At 48.0% G+C, this 15603-nt stretch carries 19 protein-coding genes; 16 read left to right on the top strand and 3 right to left on the bottom strand.

The window, feature by feature from the left end:
• Nucleotides 1-20 precede the first annotated feature (20 nt).
• The 9 genes from ACTIE6_RS27110 to ACTIE6_RS27150 all read left to right on the top strand — a co-directional run bounded on the left by ACTIE6_RS27110 (nucleotide 21) and on the right by ACTIE6_RS27150 (nucleotide 8843).
• A complete protein-coding gene (locus tag ACTIE6_RS27110) occupies nucleotides 21-236 on the top strand; it encodes a DUF3098 domain-containing protein (RefSeq protein ID WP_439559613.1) in 216 nt (71 codons plus the stop codon).
• Entirely contained in the window at nucleotides 233-1012 is a 780-nt protein-coding gene (locus ACTIE6_RS27115; protein ID WP_439559614.1) for an undecaprenyl-diphosphate phosphatase, read from the top strand. Before ACTIE6_RS27110 ends, ACTIE6_RS27115 begins: the two co-directional genes overlap by 4 nt.
• 34 nt (nucleotides 1013-1046) lie before the next feature.
• Complete coding sequence (gene truB / locus ACTIE6_RS27120) at nucleotides 1047-1748, top strand: tRNA pseudouridine(55) synthase TruB (RefSeq protein ID WP_439559615.1); 702 nt, start codon at nucleotides 1047-1049, stop codon at nucleotides 1746-1748.
• The gene (locus tag ACTIE6_RS27125) at nucleotides 1745-2671 is read left to right on the top strand and encodes a bifunctional riboflavin kinase/FAD synthetase (RefSeq protein ID WP_439559616.1); all 927 of its coding nucleotides are present in this window, start codon (nucleotides 1745-1747) and stop codon (nucleotides 2669-2671) included. Before truB ends, ACTIE6_RS27125 begins: the two co-directional genes overlap by 4 nt.
• An 87-nt stretch (nucleotides 2672-2758) precedes the next feature.
• Entirely contained in the window at nucleotides 2759-4141 is a 1383-nt protein-coding gene (locus ACTIE6_RS27130) for a mercuric reductase (protein WP_439559617.1), read from the top strand.
• A 72-nt stretch (nucleotides 4142-4213) separates the two neighbouring features.
• On the top strand, nucleotides 4214-5167 hold the full coding sequence (locus ACTIE6_RS27135) for an ABC transporter ATP-binding protein (RefSeq protein ID WP_439559618.1): 954 nt from the start codon (nucleotides 4214-4216) through the stop codon (nucleotides 5165-5167).
• Nucleotides 5167-6744, top strand: coding sequence for an ABC transporter permease/substrate-binding protein (locus tag ACTIE6_RS27140; protein ID WP_439559619.1), 1578 nt, complete (start codon nucleotides 5167-5169; stop codon nucleotides 6742-6744). The genes ACTIE6_RS27135 and ACTIE6_RS27140 overlap by 1 nt, the downstream gene beginning before the upstream one ends.
• Nucleotides 6725-7882: an ergothioneine biosynthesis protein EgtB gene (gene egtB / locus ACTIE6_RS27145; RefSeq protein ID WP_439559620.1), complete on the top strand. Its 1158-nt coding sequence runs from the start codon at nucleotides 6725-6727 to the stop codon at nucleotides 7880-7882. Before ACTIE6_RS27140 ends, egtB begins: the two co-directional genes overlap by 20 nt.
• Before the next feature lie 16 nt (nucleotides 7883-7898).
• The gene (locus tag ACTIE6_RS27150; RefSeq protein WP_439559621.1) at nucleotides 7899-8843 is read left to right on the top strand and encodes an L-histidine N(alpha)-methyltransferase; all 945 of its coding nucleotides are present in this window, start codon (nucleotides 7899-7901) and stop codon (nucleotides 8841-8843) included.
• A 59-nt stretch (nucleotides 8844-8902) separates the two neighbouring features.
• On the opposite strand, the gene ACTIE6_RS27155 is transcribed toward ACTIE6_RS27150, so the two are convergent.
• Nucleotides 8903-9190 (bottom strand): hypothetical protein, encoded by a 288-nt coding sequence (locus ACTIE6_RS27155; protein ID WP_439559622.1) that lies wholly within the window; start codon nucleotides 9188-9190, stop codon nucleotides 8903-8905.
• Between the two features lie 232 nt (nucleotides 9191-9422).
• On the opposite strand from ACTIE6_RS27155, the gene ACTIE6_RS27160 reads away from it, so the two are divergent.
• Nucleotides 9423-9944 (top strand): DinB family protein, encoded by a 522-nt coding sequence (locus tag ACTIE6_RS27160; protein ID WP_439559623.1) that lies wholly within the window; start codon nucleotides 9423-9425, stop codon nucleotides 9942-9944.
• A gap of 167 nt (nucleotides 9945-10111) precedes the next feature.
• Complete coding sequence (locus tag ACTIE6_RS27165; protein WP_439559624.1) at nucleotides 10112-10747, top strand: hypothetical protein; 636 nt, start codon at nucleotides 10112-10114, stop codon at nucleotides 10745-10747.
• A gap of 4 nt (nucleotides 10748-10751) precedes the next feature.
• Here the strand turns inward: ACTIE6_RS27165 and ACTIE6_RS27170 are convergent, their stop codons facing one another.
• Nucleotides 10752-12125: a TlpA family protein disulfide reductase gene (locus ACTIE6_RS27170; RefSeq protein WP_439559625.1), complete on the bottom strand. Its 1374-nt coding sequence runs from the start codon at nucleotides 12123-12125 to the stop codon at nucleotides 10752-10754.
• Between the two features lie 188 nt (nucleotides 12126-12313).
• Here ACTIE6_RS27170 and ACTIE6_RS27175 point away from each other — a divergent pair, with 188 nt between their 5' ends.
• The 5 genes from ACTIE6_RS27175 (at nucleotide 12314) to ACTIE6_RS27195 (ending at nucleotide 15324) form a co-directional block, all read left to right on the top strand.
• Nucleotides 12314-13648 (top strand): MFS transporter, encoded by a 1335-nt coding sequence (locus ACTIE6_RS27175; RefSeq protein WP_439559626.1) that lies wholly within the window; start codon nucleotides 12314-12316, stop codon nucleotides 13646-13648.
• Nucleotides 13649-13675: 27 nt separating this feature from the next.
• The gene (locus ACTIE6_RS27180; RefSeq protein ID WP_439559627.1) at nucleotides 13676-14059 is read left to right on the top strand and encodes a VOC family protein; all 384 of its coding nucleotides are present in this window, start codon (nucleotides 13676-13678) and stop codon (nucleotides 14057-14059) included.
• Nucleotides 14056-14478: a secondary thiamine-phosphate synthase enzyme YjbQ gene (locus ACTIE6_RS27185; RefSeq protein WP_439559628.1), complete on the top strand. Its 423-nt coding sequence runs from the start codon at nucleotides 14056-14058 to the stop codon at nucleotides 14476-14478. The genes ACTIE6_RS27180 and ACTIE6_RS27185 overlap by 4 nt, the downstream gene beginning before the upstream one ends.
• Nucleotides 14479-14562: 84 nt before the next feature.
• On the top strand, nucleotides 14563-15039 hold the full coding sequence (locus ACTIE6_RS27190; protein WP_439559629.1) for a DUF1579 family protein: 477 nt from the start codon (nucleotides 14563-14565) through the stop codon (nucleotides 15037-15039).
• Nucleotides 15040-15054: 15 nt separating this feature from the next.
• Nucleotides 15055-15324 carry a hypothetical protein gene (locus ACTIE6_RS27195; protein WP_439559630.1) on the top strand — a complete coding sequence of 90 codons (270 nt, stop codon included), beginning with the start codon at nucleotides 15055-15057 and terminating at the stop codon, nucleotides 15322-15324.
• A 32-nt stretch (nucleotides 15325-15356) separates the two neighbouring features.
• On the opposite strand, the gene ACTIE6_RS27200 is transcribed toward ACTIE6_RS27195, so the two are convergent.
• A partial coding sequence (locus ACTIE6_RS27200) for a helix-turn-helix domain-containing protein (RefSeq protein ID WP_439559631.1) occupies nucleotides 15357-15603 on the bottom strand: 247 nt, incomplete at its 5' end.

Consider the following 15603-nt stretch of genomic DNA (forward strand, 5'->3'; position numbering starts at 1 on the left):
GCATTCAACAAGAACAAGATATGAACAGCAAAAAGAATGAACTACCGTTCTCAGCATCCAACTACACAACGATGCTGATAGGTATCGCAGTAATCCTGGCAGGTTTTCTGATCATGAGCTTCGATTCAGAAGAATTTGGTTTCGGCTTTCTCGGACTAACCCTCGGCCCCATTGTGACTGTTGTGGGTTTTGTCATCGAGTTCTGGGCGATCTTACGTAAACCGGCAAATTCATGAGTATTTGGCAGGCCATTATCCTGGCAATCGTTGAAGGAATAACAGAATTTCTACCCGTTTCTTCTACCGGGCACATGATCATCGCTTCCTCGTTCATGGGGATCAGCCACCTGGAATTCACGAAAATGTTCACAGTGAATATCCAATTCGGAGCGATTTTGTCGGTACTGGTTTTGTACTGGAAACGCTTTTTCCAGACGACCGACTTCTATATCAAGCTTTTCGTTGCATTCCTTCCAGCCGCAGTAATCGGCTTCCTTTTGAATGATTTTATAGATGCACTGCTGGAAAATGTGGTTGTAGTGGCAGTGTCCCTGCTTGTAGGAGGAATCATCCTGATTTTCATCGACAGGATCGCAAACGATACAAACAGCCAAAAGGAAATTACCCTTCCGACTGCATTAAAAATCGGCTTTTTCCAATGTATTGCCATGATACCGGGCGTGTCGCGCTCAGCTTCTACCATTATCGGCGGAATGTTGCAGGGGTTATCCAGAAAGCAGGCCGCAGAGTTTTCTTTCTTCCTCGCTGTGCCCACGATGGCCGCGGCGGGTGGCTACAAGCTGTTAAAAACTTACGACACGATCAAAGCAGAGGATATTCAGACGTTACTGATCGGAAATGTGGTAGCATTCGTGGTTGCAATGCTCGCGATCAAGTTCTTCATCAGCTTTCTGACCAAATACGGTTTCAAGGTTTTTGGCTATTACCGCATTATCCTCGGACTGATCCTGCTGGGCTTACTTGCTTCGGGTTACAAGCTCGACATCGTTTAAGTCTGCCCCCTTCTCTCATTAAATTATTTTCACATTGAATAGCGATACCAATATACCAGACGAAGGAGAAGTCATTTTGATCGACAAACCTTTAACCTGGACTTCATTTGATGTTGCTAACAAACTCAAAAGAGCCTGTAAATTCAAAAAGATCGGGCACGCCGGCACATTGGATCCGCTGGCGACAGGTTTATTGATCTTGTGTACCGGAAAAAAAACCAAGCAGATCGATACCTATCAGGCGCAGGAAAAAGAGTACACAGGCACATTTGTGCTGGGGAAAACGACTCCTTCCGTCGATATCGAAACCGAATTCGACGCCGAATATCCCATTGAACATATCAATGCAGAAGTACTCGAAGCCGCACGTAAAAGGCTGACTGGTCTGATTGAACAGGTACCGCCCATTTACTCGGCTGTGCGTGTTGATGGCGAGCGCCTTTACAAAAAAGCACGGCGCGGCGAAGTAGCGGAAATCAAAAAACGCAATGTGGAGATATCACTTTTCGAGATTGATGCTGCCCGCTTTCCGGAGATTGATTTTAGGATCATTTGTACAAAAGGTACTTATATTCGCAGTATTGTTCGTGATTTCGGTGAGTTCGCCGGAAGCGGCGCGTACCTGAGTGCATTATGCAGGACCAGAATAGGCGCCTTCGAACTAAAAGATGCCTGGAATCTGACCGATTTCATTCATCAGAAACGAGTAGCTCTGAAGTTAGATGTTGACGAATGAAAATTTATCATAGCCTCGATTCCTTCTCCAAACTGGAATACGGCGTAGTTACAAGTGGCACTTTCGACGGTGTTCACCTGGGACATCAAAAAATACTCTCGCGCCTGCTGGAAATCTGCCGGCAAACCGGAGGAGAATCCGTGGTGCTCACTTTCTGGCCCCACCCGCGGACAGTAGTTTCCGAAGACAGCCAATCCTTACAGCTTTTATCGACCATAGAGGAAAAAACCGAGCTCTTTGCACAACTCGGGATCCATCACCTCGCCATAGTTCCATTCACCCGCGCATTCTCGGAGCTATCTTCGGACGAATTCATTCAGCAGATACTGGTTGATAAAATCGGGACTAAAAAGCTGGTGATCGGCTACGATCATCGGTTTGGAAGGAACCGGGAGGGCAGCTTTGAATTCCTGCAGGAGAACTGTTCAAAGTATGGATTTGAGGTAGAAGAGATACTGCGCGCCGACATTGAGAATATGGCGATCAGCTCTTCACGAATCCGCAAAGCATTGATTACCGGCCACATTGACGAAGCCAATGAACTGCTCGGCAGGGCTTATACGCTTTCAGGAACTGTGGTAAAAGGCAAACAGCTGGGCCGCACGATCGGCTTTCCAACCGCGAATGTACATCTTCACGAATCGTACAAACTGGTACCGATGAATGGTGTGTACGTGATCCGCGCGACTTACCAGGATATCAGTTATAATGGAATGCTCAACATTGGCGTGCGCCCGACAGTAGACGGGACCGTACGCACGATTGAAGCCCATCTCTTTGATTTTGATAAAGAAATTTACGGTGAGGACCTGAAACTGGAATTGCTGCATTACCTGCGCCCCGAGCAGAAATTCGGGGGACTGGATATGCTCGTCAAACAGATCCAGATTGACAAAACGAGCACCCTCGCCTACTTCTCCTGAAAAACTGATTTTACTTAGCTTACCAAAAGCGTGTCTTAACGGCACGCTTTTATTATTTTAAGAGAAAATAAACACGCAATTCTAAACATGAAACACTACGACGCGATTGTAATTGGCTCGGGCCAGGCAGGAACTCCCCTATCCAGAAAGTTGGCACAGTCAGGAATGAAAACAGCGCTGATTGAAAGACGCTATGCCGGAGGAACTTGTGTGAACGACGGCTGCTCCCCAACAAAAGCGATGATCGCGTCGGCCAAAGCTGCCTGGGTTGCGAAGAACAGCGCGGAACTTGGCGTGCATGTACAGCAGGTGAATGTAGACTTTGGCAAAGTCAGAAAGCGTAAAGACGAGATTGTAAAAAGAATGCGCGGCAACCTTGAAAAAGGTTTTGCTGATACCAAAAACCTCGATGTGATTTACGGAAATGCTGCATTCAGTGGAAATAAGGAAGTAAGTATCCAGTTAAATGACGGAGGAGAAGAAGTACTTACAGCTGATCTGATCTTTATCAATACGGGTTTGAGCCCGGTGGTACCGGATGTGGCGGGGATCAGCGACATTGATTATCTCACTTCCACGACCATACTCGACATTAATGAAGTTCCGGAGCATTTGCTGATCCTCGGCAGCGGCTACATCGGACTTGAATTTGGGCAGATGTTCAGTCGTTTTGGTTCGAAAGTTACCATTCTCGAACCTTCTGAAAGGATCCTGAAACATGAGGATGAAGATATAGCCGAGGCGATCACAGAAATATTGAAAAAAGAGGATATCGAAATTTTCACACATACCAAGGCAGTGGAATTTGCCAAAAGCAAAAAGGATATTGTTGTAACGGTTGACAATAATGGTAAAAACCGGACGGTAGCATGCACACACGTACTTGTTGCAACCGGAAGAAAACCGAACACTGATCAACTCAAACCTGAAAAGGCCAGCATTGAGGTAGATGAGAAGGGGTTTATCCGTGTAAATGATGAGCTGCAAACCAATGTGAAAGGCATTTACGCAATTGGTGATGTAAAAGGCGGACCTGCATTCACGCACATTTCTTATGATGATTACCGCGTAGTATCCAATATCGTAATCGATAAAAAGAAGGATTCGATTGCTGGCAGACAGCAGCCTTACTGTATGTTTATTGATCCGCAGCTTGGGCGCATCGGCATTACAGAACAGGAAGCTCTGGAAAAAGGACTTGACATTCAGGTATATGCAATGAAAAACGACAGCGTGGCACGTGCGATTGAAACAGGCGACACGCGCGGGATGATGAAAGCTGTGGTAGATACCCAATCTGGGAAAATTCTCGGTGCAGCTGTGCTGGCGGAAGAAGGCGGCGAGATCGTGACCGCGATCGAGCTGGCGATCATGGGCGGACTTACGTTTGACCAGCTGCGTGACGGTATTTTCGCACACCCCACCTATTCGGAGTCGCTGAATAACCTGTTTACGGAACCTGTTCGCTAAATTGCCTGTATAGGTACATATTGCCGCCCATCGCGGAAACAACTCAGCTACCTCAGCAGCGCAATCACATTTATGATCCTGGCCAAAAACATCAGTAAAAATTACGGAGAAATCCAGGCGGTCAGGAACATTTCGTTTGAGGTAAAGCAAGGTGAAACAATGGTTTTGCTGGGTACGAGCGGCTGCGGGAAGACTACAACGCTTAAAATGATCAATCGGCTCATTGAGGCAAGCTCAGGGCAGATTGAAATCAATGGCGAAAGTATTTTTGATAAAAGTCCTGAATTGCTCCGACGTACAATCGGCTACGTTTCCCAGAACAATGGGTTGTTCCCGCATTTTACGGTGCGCGAGAACATTGGTATCGTACCAAAACTGCTGAAATGGGATCAGCAAAAAACCAGTCATAGAACAGAGCAGCTACTGAATCAGCTGCAACTTCCGGCCGGAGAGTTTGCCGGTAAGTATCCGGATGAACTCAGCGGAGGGCAGAAACAGCGTGTGGCAGTGGCCCGCGCGCTGATTACCGAGCCGACTGTACTGTTAATGGACGAACCTTTCGGTGCACTTGATCCTGTTACCCGTGCCGGTATCCGCCAGGAATTCCTCAGCCTGCCTGAATTAAAACAAACAACAATCGTGATGGTAACGCATGATGTTCAGGAAGCATTTGAACTTGGCGACCGGGTTGCGATGATGGATAAGGGAAAGATTGTGCAATCGGGCACCCCGTCGGACTTACTTTTTCGGCCTGCCAATGCATTTACCAGTTCATTCTTTGATCACCAGCGACTATTCTTTGAACTAAGTGCCATTAAGTTCAGCCAGATCTGGGATTTGCTGCCTGTTTTAAATGGAGACAAACAACCACAGTTTGCGCCCAACCAAAGTCTCTGGGAAGGATTGGGTTATCTGTCAAATCACAACTTGCAGGAGTTATTTATAGCTGATTCAGCAGGAATTCAAAAGCGGGCTGACGAGGCTGCTATTTTCCGGGCATTCCATCAATTTAAAAGCGTGCATTAATGGAGCAGCAACAAGGTCTTTGGGATTTTATGGCCCAGCAGTCCGACAAGTTGCTGGACCAAACCGTCGCGCACATTGGTCTCACCTGCATTTCACTGCTGCTTTCAGCAGCAGTAGCACTCCCCCTCGGCATCTGGATAGCCCGGAAGAACAAAGCGGCCTGGCTTGTGCTGGGGATAGCCGGAGTGTTACAAACAATCCCAAGTATTGCGCTACTCGGATTTCTGATCCCGCTACTCGGCATAGGCGCAATGCCGGCGATTGTTGCGCTCTTCCTTTATGCATTACTACCGATGATCAGGAACACCTATACCGGCATCAGGAACGTGGATCCGGCAGTTACGGAAGCAGCCCGCGCGATGGGAATGCGCGCTTCCGAGATCTTGTTGAGTGTAGAACTTCCGCTTGCATTGCCTGTCATCCTGGCCGGCGTTCGTACAGCGGCGGTCATCAATGTTGGCGTCGCTACGCTGGCGGCGTACATTGCAGCGGGTGGATTGGGCGAATTTATCTTCGGCGGCATTGCATTGAACAACAGCAACATGATCCTCGCCGGTGCGATACCAGCCGCATTGCTGGCGATCATTTTCGATTTCCTGCTCTCGCTTTTACAGAAAGCCAATTTCCGGAAAATGAGATTGTTCCTTTTTGCCTTTCCAGTTCTACTGGTTACCCTATCCTCTTTTTACCTGCTTCCTGTTGCACAAACGAAGCTACTGGCTGGATTTACACCCGAATTCATGGGGCGGGAAGATGGTTATCTTGGGTTAAAATCAAAATATGGACTGGATATCTCCACTGTCGTGATCAGCGACGCAGTGATGTACAAAGCGGCATTTGAAAAGAAGCTCGACGTGATCAGCGGGTATAGTACCGACGGTCGCCTGAAAGCTTTTGACCTGATTACCCTGAAAGATGACCGCCATATTTTCCCTCCATATTATGCCTCGCCCCTGATCCGCAAAGATGCATTGGAGCGCTATCCTGAGCTTGAAAACGCATTAAACCTGCTTGCCGGCAAGATCACCGATTCGATCATGACAGAGCTCAATTACCGGGTCGACTACCTGAAACAAGCTCCCGAGCAGGTTGCTGCTGACTTCCTGAAATCGGTTGGCTTGTACAAAAATTCGTTGAATGGGAATAAAGGTATCGTGCGGCTCGGCTCGAAGATCTTCGCAGAGCAGTACATTCTGATCAATATGTACAAAATACTGATCGAGGGAAATACAATGCTGAAAACGGTAACCCGCACCGGCCTAGGCGGGACGAAAATCTGCTTTGATGCACTTGCGAACAACGAAATAGATATGTACCCAGAATACACCGGCACCGGTTTGCTGGTGATCCTCAAACCCGACCCGCAAACTATAAAGCGGGTAAGCGGCAACCGGGACGAAACGTTTAAGTATGTAAGTGAAGAATTCGCAAGACTTTACAACATGCAGTGGCTCACACCAATCGGATTCAACAATGCCTACGCATTGATGATGCGCAAACAACAGGCACAATCATTGCATATCAATTCCATCACCGCATTAAAACAGTACCTGTCTGATGACCAACCACAGCATTAGGGACGATTACAACACTGTCAGAAAATATAGTGAGCAAATTTGCGCTCCTCTTGCAAATGAAGACTATGTTCCGCAGCCAGTCCCTTTCGTAAGTCCGCCCAAGTGGCACCTGGCGCATTCCACCTGGTTTTTTGAAACATTTATTTTGAAACAGTTCCAGCCGGGCTACAAAGAATACGATCCTGATTTCAATTTCCTGTTCAACAGCTACTACAACAACATCGGGGAACGTACCATGCGCACCGACCGCGGTAACATGACGCGACCGACTACGGAAGCTGTGTACGCCTATCGCCGCCATGTGGATGCATGTATGCACGAACTGCTGGAACGCGACCTTGATCAGGATACCCTTTCGCTGGTCAGACTGGGACTTCATCATGAGCAGCAGCATCAGGAACTGCTCGTAACAGATATTAAGTACATCCTCGGCCACAATCCGATTTTTCCGGTTTACAAAGCTGGGCACAACTTGGTTAGCTCTCCGAACCCGGAAACTGGTTTTCTCACGGTCGCTGAGGGAGTTTACGACATTGGCTTCTCCGGTGACGGATTCTGTTTTGATAATGAATTAGGAAAACATAAAGTGTACCTGCACGAATTCGAAATCAGCAAGGGATTGGTCACCAATGCAGAATACCTGGAATTCATGAATGCAGGCGGTTATGCGGATTTCAACCTGTGGCTTGATGAAGGCTGGTCGTGGGTAAACGAGCAGTCAGTCAATTCGCCGATGTACTGGCATAAAGTGGGCGGGGAATGGCACTACTTTACATTGGACGGTTTGCAAAAGGTGGATCCAAATGCAATTTTAAGTCACGTAAGCTTTTATGAAGCTTCGGCTTTCGCGCAATGGAAACAAATGAGGTTACCTACTGAATTTGAATGGGAAATTGCTTCCGTGAACCTTGACTGGGGCCAGCGCTGGGAATGGACCAACAGTGCCTACCTGCCCTACCCTGGTTTTACCAAGGCGCCCGGCGCGGTGGGCGAGTACAATGGTAAGTTTATGATCAATCAAATGGTATTGCGCGGTGCTTCCGTGGCTACTTCGCCGGCGCATAGCCGACGTACTTACCGCAATTTTTTTCACGCCCCTGAACGCTGGCAGTATACCGGGATCAGGTTGGTTAAATAATCGTTTCACACCAGATATGTCAGAGAATTCATTTGCAACAGATATACACATTGGCCTGACAGCCCCTTTAAAGCACATTTCATCCAAATATTTTTACGACGACATAGGCAGCGGCATTTTTCAGGATATCATGAAAATGCCTGAATACTATCCCACACCCTGCGAGTTTGAAATCCTGTCGCTGCAAAGTGACCAGATTTTTAATAAGCTGGGATTTGACAAGACTTTCAGTGTGGTGGAGTTTGGTGCCGGCGACGGGGTAAAAACAAGGCAGCTGCTGAAAAAGCTGATAGAAAATGGTGCCGATTTCTCCTATGTTCCCATTGATATCTCCAAAAAAGCGATCGACGAGCTGGTGGGGAATATGCGCACGCATTTACCTGAGCTGAAAATTGCGCCGAAAGTGGGTAACTATTTTTCAATGATGGAAGAGTTGTCCGGCTCAGATACACCAAGCTTGTTTTTGTTTTTAGGGGGAAATATCGGGAACTACGAACAGGAACAGGTTAACGGACTCCTCTCAGACTTCCGGCGCAATATGAAAGCAGGCGACAAGCTGCTGACCGGCTTTGACCTGCAAAAAAATCCGGCCACGATCCGCTGCGCCTACGACGATCCCCAGGGAATCACAAAAGCATTTAACATCAACCTCCTGCACCGCATTAACCGGGAGCTTGGCGGGAATTTCAATACTACCCAGTTTGATTTTTATTCCCATTACAACCCATTGAACGGCGAAGTAAGAAGCTACCTGGTCAGCTTGTCGCCGCAAAAGGTCTTTGTACAGGAAACGAACTACACTTACTCTTTCGAGCAAAACGAGCTGATCTGGACGGAGCTTTCCAAGAAATACAAAATCGCAGAAATCGAACAGGTAGCTTCCGAAAACGGGTTCACCGTGATAGAACATTTCCTGGACTGCAAACATTACTTCAACGACAGCCTCTGGACATTATCCTGATCAAAAAAAAGCAGGCTCTTTGCGGAGCCTGCCTTTGCATTACGATAGCAAATGTTTGTTTAACGGGAAACAAATTTGTTGAACCTGCTTTCCTTTCCATCAGCTGTTTTATCCTGATACAGAAATTGCAGATTGCTTTCGTCAAACTTTTCGAAAAACTCTTCCCAGGTAATTTCTTCCAGTTTTCCCTCGCCGCTGTATCCCGGAAAGTCTATCCGAAGAATACCGGTATGCTCGTCCTTATCGCCTGTACCTTTGACAGTTGCAGGCTTTCCGCCGCGTTTTTCAACCCAGGCTTTGATTTCTTTGTGATCTGTTGTGCTCGATGAAGTGCTTTTAGTAGACATGATCTTGGTTTTTGGTTTGTTCCGGAAATATCTAAAAAACTGTGCCCCAGCCGGTGGCGCGAATGGACTATCAGGCACAGCTTCCTTGTGCGTCCTGGCAGGCGAGCGGACGATCTTTCATAGATAAATCTGACAATATTTTATTTGCTCCAAATGCTGCTGACATACTGCTGTCACTGCGCTGCATTTAGTTTGTACTGTAACAAAAAACAAAACAAAAACTGCCTTAAACATGGAAACCAACAGCATTCAGACCGGCGAAGTCAACACACAGATTCCCATTATGACACCGGAAGACCTACTCGCACATTGGCAGGGGCACCGCAGGATCACGAGGCGAGCTATTGAGGCTTTCCCTGAGGAAGAGTTCTACAATTTCTCAATCGGCGGAATGCGTACGTTCGCGCAGCTGACCATGGAAATGATCGTGCTGACCGCACCGGGTATCCGCGGCATTGCAACTGGCGACTGGACTTTTGGTGAGCCAAAAATGGATTTCTCTACGCCGCCGCCCGCTACAAAACAGGAAGTACTTGCATTGTGGGACCATATCACAGAGTATATCGACCTACTGTGGCCGCAGATCCCAACTTCGCGCTTCCGGGAAACTGATAATGCATATGGCATGTATGAAGGCACGGTGCATTCGCTGTTTATGTACATCATCGATAATGAAATCCATCACCGCGGGCAGGGTTTTGTTTACCTGCGCGCGCTGGGTATTGAACCGCCTGCTTTCTGGGACAGATCATAGTCTATTAGCCACTTCATCTTTTCCAACCGGAGAACAGGGTTTGCCATTCACAAACCCTGTCCTGCCGGTTGAAAAATGAACATAAGAGATCGCATATTTTTCTGGAATAATTTTAGTACTTACCTTCGTACCAGTAAGTTCTACACCATTATTTAAAATCCGGAACAATGAAAAACACACACCTGGTTGTGGCCATTTCCATTGCATTGCTTGCCACTGCCAACGAATCTTTTTCGCAAAACCGCCCGGCTCCAACCGGTCAGGTGCCTAAGGCTTATTCTGGGCAGCAACAGGGGACTTCCTCCTACTCAGGATACCAGCCGAGGCCAACCGGCCAGATTGCCCCTGCCGCCGCAGGCCAGTCGCCGGCCAACTTACCGCGCCCCGCAAGCCAGACTCAGGTACAAAGCCTGGGATTTGAACCCGCAAAGGCAGATATCACTGCGGAGGGACAGGTACCAAAAGTAAATTCAAATCAGGATCCGCGGACTTTCCCGGAAAGATATCAGTCGACCACCACTACTCCGGTTGAACAAACCGTAACAGTACAGGGAACGCAGGTAGTGCCGGTACAAGGCGGCACGCAGGTTATTCCGGGGCAAACTACCCAGACAAGCGTAACCACGCAGACGACTACCGAGCCTGGAACACAGCCGGTAAATACGCAACAGACTACTCAGCCGGGACAAGTTGTGCAGCCGACACCTGCTGCAAACGCCCAGCCTGTGCAGAGATCGCCAAGTCAGATTCAGCCGCAATCGCAGGCACCGGCCGCAGGTGCTCCCAAAAGAATGGAACCCTGAGATTTCAACGAGTGGGACCGGCTCCTAGTTCACGGAGCTTGTTTCGCAATGCATCGCCACGAAGATCTTTTTCCACAATCCGGCCATCAGGACCGATGAGCAAGGTTGTCGGGTAGGCGGTAATATGATAGGTTTCAACCAGCTTGTTGACGCTGTCGGATAGTATCTGCGGCCATTCAAGTTGGTTTTTTGTCAAGAAGCGATCTATTCGCTCGCCGCTGTCTTTACCCACAATCCCAATAAACTGCACCTTACTCTTATCGGCTTCTTTGTAAATTTTGCGGAGACCGGGCAGATCCTCCACGCAGGGGCCGCACCAGGTTCCCCAAAAATCTATGAAAATATATTTCCCATTAAAATCGCTTGATGCCAGCGGCTTTCCTGTACGGAAATCTGTTGCTTCAAATGGTTTGAAGCGATAGCCGCGCTGCGTGGAATATCCGTCCAGTGCAGCATCTTCCCATTGCAGCCGGATTGCGCCGGTGCGCCAGTTTACCCCGGCGAACCTGTATTTGGCCTTATCCAGCCAGCTGCCTACCTGAATAACTTCCCCTATTCCTACGCCCCTGCCCGAGAGCCGCTTGCCATTCTCCCGGTCTGCCTCAGTAAAAAGCTCCGATTCATAGAATGTAGTGCGGCCGAAGTCATTACTTACCAAAATCTCGTATTCTTTACCCTCGCGGTTCAAAGTTGCCTTTCCGTGGCGCGGAATGGAGTACCAGAATCGAGCCCGCTCGTCGTGATCTACTGCATGTTTGACGAGCATGGGTAATGTATCCTCTACAACTTCTCCATTCTCCACGCGTTCGAATGCGACGCGCCAGAGCTTCTTGTAAGTTCGCATGGAATCCCAGTTCATTGTTTTTCCTACTCCAAAAAGCTTCTCCGGCTGAAAAGCAGTCTCATCACTGAAATCAAGATTATTATTGGTATCGATCATCACCACAAGATTTCCCTGCTTATCGATGCCGCGGATGGTATATACAAAGCATTTAATTGGTCTTTTGGAAAGAGCCAGCTCGTCGGGCGTCCATTCCCACGATTTCTGCAAGTCTTCATACATTTCCCGGCTGATCTTGCCTTCGTGGAAATTCTGGTAAACCAGCTGGTAACCGTCCAGCCAGATCATGGATTTAACAACATTTCGCCAATCTTTTGGGATACCCATAACCGGTCTGTAAGTAGGCACCCAGGCTGCGCCGCCGGGAGTTTTCGTGGTATGCTCTTCAAACAGAACCGAATATCTTGCTTCAAAAGGTCCGTAACCTTCCTGTATCTCAACAGGCAGCTCTACCTCAGCTTCTTCGGTATCGGTATCAGACTGGCAGGAAGCAAGAAAGAACAGCGGAATACCGCAGAGAAGTAAAATGCGGAGCATAGCAACGGTTTTTAATTTTTTAAGAACAATTTGAATAAATTTATGAAAAACACGCATATAGGTGACATAACCCGAACTGATATTGTTCAGAATCTGTCACGAATTCACCCGCTCATTGTCCTGTACTGCCTTCTAGAAAAGCACCTGGCAGCGGTATCTTTGCCTTGGGAACGAACGTAATTGCAATAATGAAAACGTTTTATGCTGTTTTAGCCAATTCACTCGCTGCTTCCCTGACCAATAACTTTGTCTGGTTTGCAGTTACGTTCTGGGTTTACCTGGAAACCAAGTCGGTGATGGCGACGTCGATTATGGCGGGAGTATACCTGGGTACGGTCGCAGTTTCAGGCTTTTTCCTCGGTTCGCTGGTGGATCGGTATAAGAAGAAAACCTCCATGATGCTGTCTGGCATTGTTACGCTGGGCTTGTACGTGGTTGCATTGCTTATCTACATCAATACACCCGAGTCTACCTTCAAAAACGACCAAAGCTTGCAGCTATGGGCATTTGTTACGCTTACATTGTTCGGCGCGATAACTGGTAATATTCGCACCATCGCATTATCTACCGTAGTGACGATCCTGATCAAAGAAGATGAACGTGACAAGGCAAACGGAATGGTGGGTACCGCAAATGGCGTTTCCTTCCTCATAGCATCCATTTTCAGCGGACTTGTTATCGGTTTTTTGGGCATTACGTGGATGCTCATTCTCGCAATCGGTCTCACAACACTCGTGATCCTGCATTTACTGACCATTCATATCCACGAACCGGGCATTGTTCAAGCCGAACCGCATACGCAACAGGTGGATATAAAAGGGACTATCCGCATTGTAGGACTGGTACCCGGACTTTTCGGGCTGATTTTCTTTAATACTTTCAACAACTTTCTGGGCGGCGTATTCATGTCGCTCATGGATGCGTACGGATTATCACTTGTGTCGGTGCAAACCTGGGGTACATTGTGGGGCGTACTGAGCCTGGGTTTTATCGCGGGCGGGTTGGCGGTGGCCAAGGTTGGTTTAGGTAAAAAGCCGCTCCGAACGCTGTTTTTGTGTAATATTTTCATGTGGGTTGTCACGCTCATTTTCCCTATTCAGCCTTCTATCGTGCTCCTGAGCATTGGCATGTTCGCCTATATGTGCCTGATCCCGGTGGTAGAGGCGACTGAGCAGACCATTTTACAAAAAGTAATTCCGCAGGAACGGCAGGGACGTGTATTTGGCTTTGCACAAAGCATTGAGCAGGCCGCTTCCCCGGTTACCGCATTCCTCATCGGGCCCATTGCCAAATTCATTTTCATTCCTTTTATGACAACCGGAGCAGGTGCACGCTTGATTGGTCCGTGGTTTGGTACTGGCACCGCGCGCGGGCTGGCGCTTCTTTTTATCGTCACCGGTATCATCGGACTGATCGTGACTTTGCTGGCAATGCAGTCTTCCGCTTACCATTCGCTTTCCAAAATCTACAAGAAACCTGAGCCGCAAATGGACACTGATCCGGTTGCATTGCCTGGTTCCTGATCTGTTCACAACCAAACATTTTCAACTATGTTCACACCATCAAAAGCATTCAATGGGTTTTCAGTTGACAACCTGGAAAAAGCGAAGACATTTTACGGCGAAGTGCTCGGACTCGAAATAACAACTTCGGAAATGAGAACACTGGACGTAACCGCGCCAGGCGGAAACCATTTTCTGATCTACGAAAAACCAAACCACTCCCCCGCCACTTACACGACGCTTAATTTCCTTGTGGCCGACATTGATCATGCCGTAGCCGATCTCAAAAGCAGGGGCGTGCAATTTGAAAGCTATGATTTCCCCGGGCTCCAAACAGGCGAGGACCACATTGCGAGAGGAAACGGCCCCACGATTGCCTGGTTTACAGATCCAGCGGGTAATATTATTTCGTTAATTCAGGAAGAAGCATGAAGCTATTTCAAAAGGAAATCCGCCTGCGGGAGAAAAGGCGGGGGTTCCATCTGATTACCCACGAAATCATTCATGCTTTCCCGGAAATAGCGCAGCTCAATGCAGGAATGTGCCAGGTGTTTATACAGCATACTTCGGCTTCACTGACGATCAATGAAAATGCAGATCCGACTGTCAGGAAAGACTTCGAAATGTATTTCAATAAATCGGTACCTGAAAATGATCCCGACTATGAGCACGACTACGAAGGCTCTGATGATATGCCGGCGCATTTGAAAGCTTCCTTGCTGGGCAGTTCAGTTATGATTCCGGTGAAAAACGGGCGTTTTGCATTCGGTACCTGGCAGGGCATTTACCTCTGCGAGCACCGCGATGCCGGCGGTCCCCGCAGCCTTATTCTCACTGCCTGGGGCAGCTAGCGGGTTGTCACAATCACCCCCTCTTAATGTCGCAAATCACATCTCTTTTTTAGGGTATTTCGCAGTTAGTTTGTCTTAGGGAAAATGGCTCCAAGCACAGGGACAGCTTCCCGCATTCAGTTTCAGAAAGCCATGGAAAAAACGCCGGAATTATACCTGCTCAACAAACTGGCAGGTAAATGGAAAACAACGGGAAAGCTCGGAAACGAAGCGACTACCAACAACATTGAAGGAACAGATACTTACGAATGGATCCCGGGCGGCTTTTTTCTCCTGCATACCGTGGACGTTATCATGGACGGCAAACGCAAGCAGAGCATTGAAGTAATTGGCTATGACCTGCTTTCGGGCACTTACCCGATGCATTTCTACGACGATATCGGTGAGTCCGGTGGTATGTCGGGCAGCTTTGACGGGGACAAATGGACGATCAGTTCTCCGGAATTGCGGTTCAATGGGACATTCACGCAAAACGATGAGGTACTATCTGGTACCTGGGAACAATATGTGGGTAGTTCGTGGCGGTACCTGATGGATATCAGACTGGAAAAGATGCATTAACTAACGCGTTTTATAATGGTAGAAGTTTTCAAGACGAACGTTTTAAAGCAATCTCAGGCAAACCTGATCACTGCATCCATCGAGCGGACTTTTCCCGATCATCGCGCCACGTTCGACCTGGAAGATTGTGATAAGGTGTTGCGGATCAAATGCGACGGGGCAATCTGCGCTGAAAGGATCCTGAGCCTGGTGAGAAACCTTGGCTACGAAGCAGAAGTACTTCCCGATGAATTGAGCTACTTTCCTTCCATGATCATGCCCGGCGCCTACTCGCATTCGCTTTAACCAACAAATTAATACACACAGCAAGCAGCTGCTCAGGCACTCATTGCGCTTTTGTTGTACTTGTTCCTGTATTCAATGGGGGATAATCCTGTGATTTTTTTGAATGTGCTGCGAAAAGCTTTTGTATCCGTATAACCCACCTCGTACATCAGCTCCGTCACATTTTTGCGCGTAATTTCAAAGCTTTTCTTGGCTGCCTCAATCTTCACACGTTGAATGTACTCGACTACCGAGTTGGAAGTCGCTTTTTTAAACCTTCTTTCAAAACTGCGGCGGCCA

Origin of the sequence: Dyadobacter sp., from assembly GCF_051859145.1 — a bacterium.
Classification (GTDB): domain Bacteria; phylum Bacteroidota; class Bacteroidia; order Cytophagales; family Spirosomataceae; genus Dyadobacter.

Excerpts from the sequence above, each read along its gene's own strand:
- ACTIE6_RS27110 (WP_439559613.1), top strand. The coding sequence starts at position 21 with ATGAACAGCAAAAAGAATGAACTACCGTTCTCAGCATCCAACTACACA.
- ACTIE6_RS27115 (WP_439559614.1), top strand. The coding sequence starts at position 233 with ATGAGTATTTGGCAGGCCATTATCCTGGCAATCGTTGAAGGAATAACA.
- ACTIE6_RS27125 (WP_439559616.1), top strand. The coding sequence starts at position 1,745 with ATGAAAATTTATCATAGCCTCGATTCCTTCTCCAAACTGGAATACGGC.
- ACTIE6_RS27130 (WP_439559617.1), top strand. The coding sequence starts at position 2,759 with ATGAAACACTACGACGCGATTGTAATTGGCTCGGGCCAGGCAGGAACT.
- ACTIE6_RS27135 (WP_439559618.1), top strand. The coding sequence starts at position 4,214 with ATGATCCTGGCCAAAAACATCAGTAAAAATTACGGAGAAATCCAGGCG.
- ACTIE6_RS27140 (WP_439559619.1), top strand. The coding sequence starts at position 5,167 with ATGGAGCAGCAACAAGGTCTTTGGGATTTTATGGCCCAGCAGTCCGAC.
- egtB (WP_439559620.1), top strand. The coding sequence starts at position 6,725 with ATGACCAACCACAGCATTAGGGACGATTACAACACTGTCAGAAAATAT.
- ACTIE6_RS27150 (WP_439559621.1), top strand. The coding sequence starts at position 7,899 with ATGTCAGAGAATTCATTTGCAACAGATATACACATTGGCCTGACAGCC.
- ACTIE6_RS27155 (WP_439559622.1), bottom strand. The coding sequence starts at position 9,190 with ATGTCTACTAAAAGCACTTCATCGAGCACAACAGATCACAAAGAAATC.
- ACTIE6_RS27160 (WP_439559623.1), top strand. The coding sequence starts at position 9,423 with ATGGAAACCAACAGCATTCAGACCGGCGAAGTCAACACACAGATTCCC.
- ACTIE6_RS27165 (WP_439559624.1), top strand. The coding sequence starts at position 10,112 with ATGAAAAACACACACCTGGTTGTGGCCATTTCCATTGCATTGCTTGCC.
- ACTIE6_RS27170 (WP_439559625.1), bottom strand. The coding sequence starts at position 12,125 with ATGCTCCGCATTTTACTTCTCTGCGGTATTCCGCTGTTCTTTCTTGCT.
- ACTIE6_RS27175 (WP_439559626.1), top strand. The coding sequence starts at position 12,314 with ATGAAAACGTTTTATGCTGTTTTAGCCAATTCACTCGCTGCTTCCCTG.
- ACTIE6_RS27180 (WP_439559627.1), top strand. The coding sequence starts at position 13,676 with ATGTTCACACCATCAAAAGCATTCAATGGGTTTTCAGTTGACAACCTG.
- ACTIE6_RS27185 (WP_439559628.1), top strand. The coding sequence starts at position 14,056 with ATGAAGCTATTTCAAAAGGAAATCCGCCTGCGGGAGAAAAGGCGGGGG.
- ACTIE6_RS27190 (WP_439559629.1), top strand. The coding sequence starts at position 14,563 with ATGGCTCCAAGCACAGGGACAGCTTCCCGCATTCAGTTTCAGAAAGCC.
- ACTIE6_RS27195 (WP_439559630.1), top strand. The coding sequence starts at position 15,055 with ATGGTAGAAGTTTTCAAGACGAACGTTTTAAAGCAATCTCAGGCAAAC.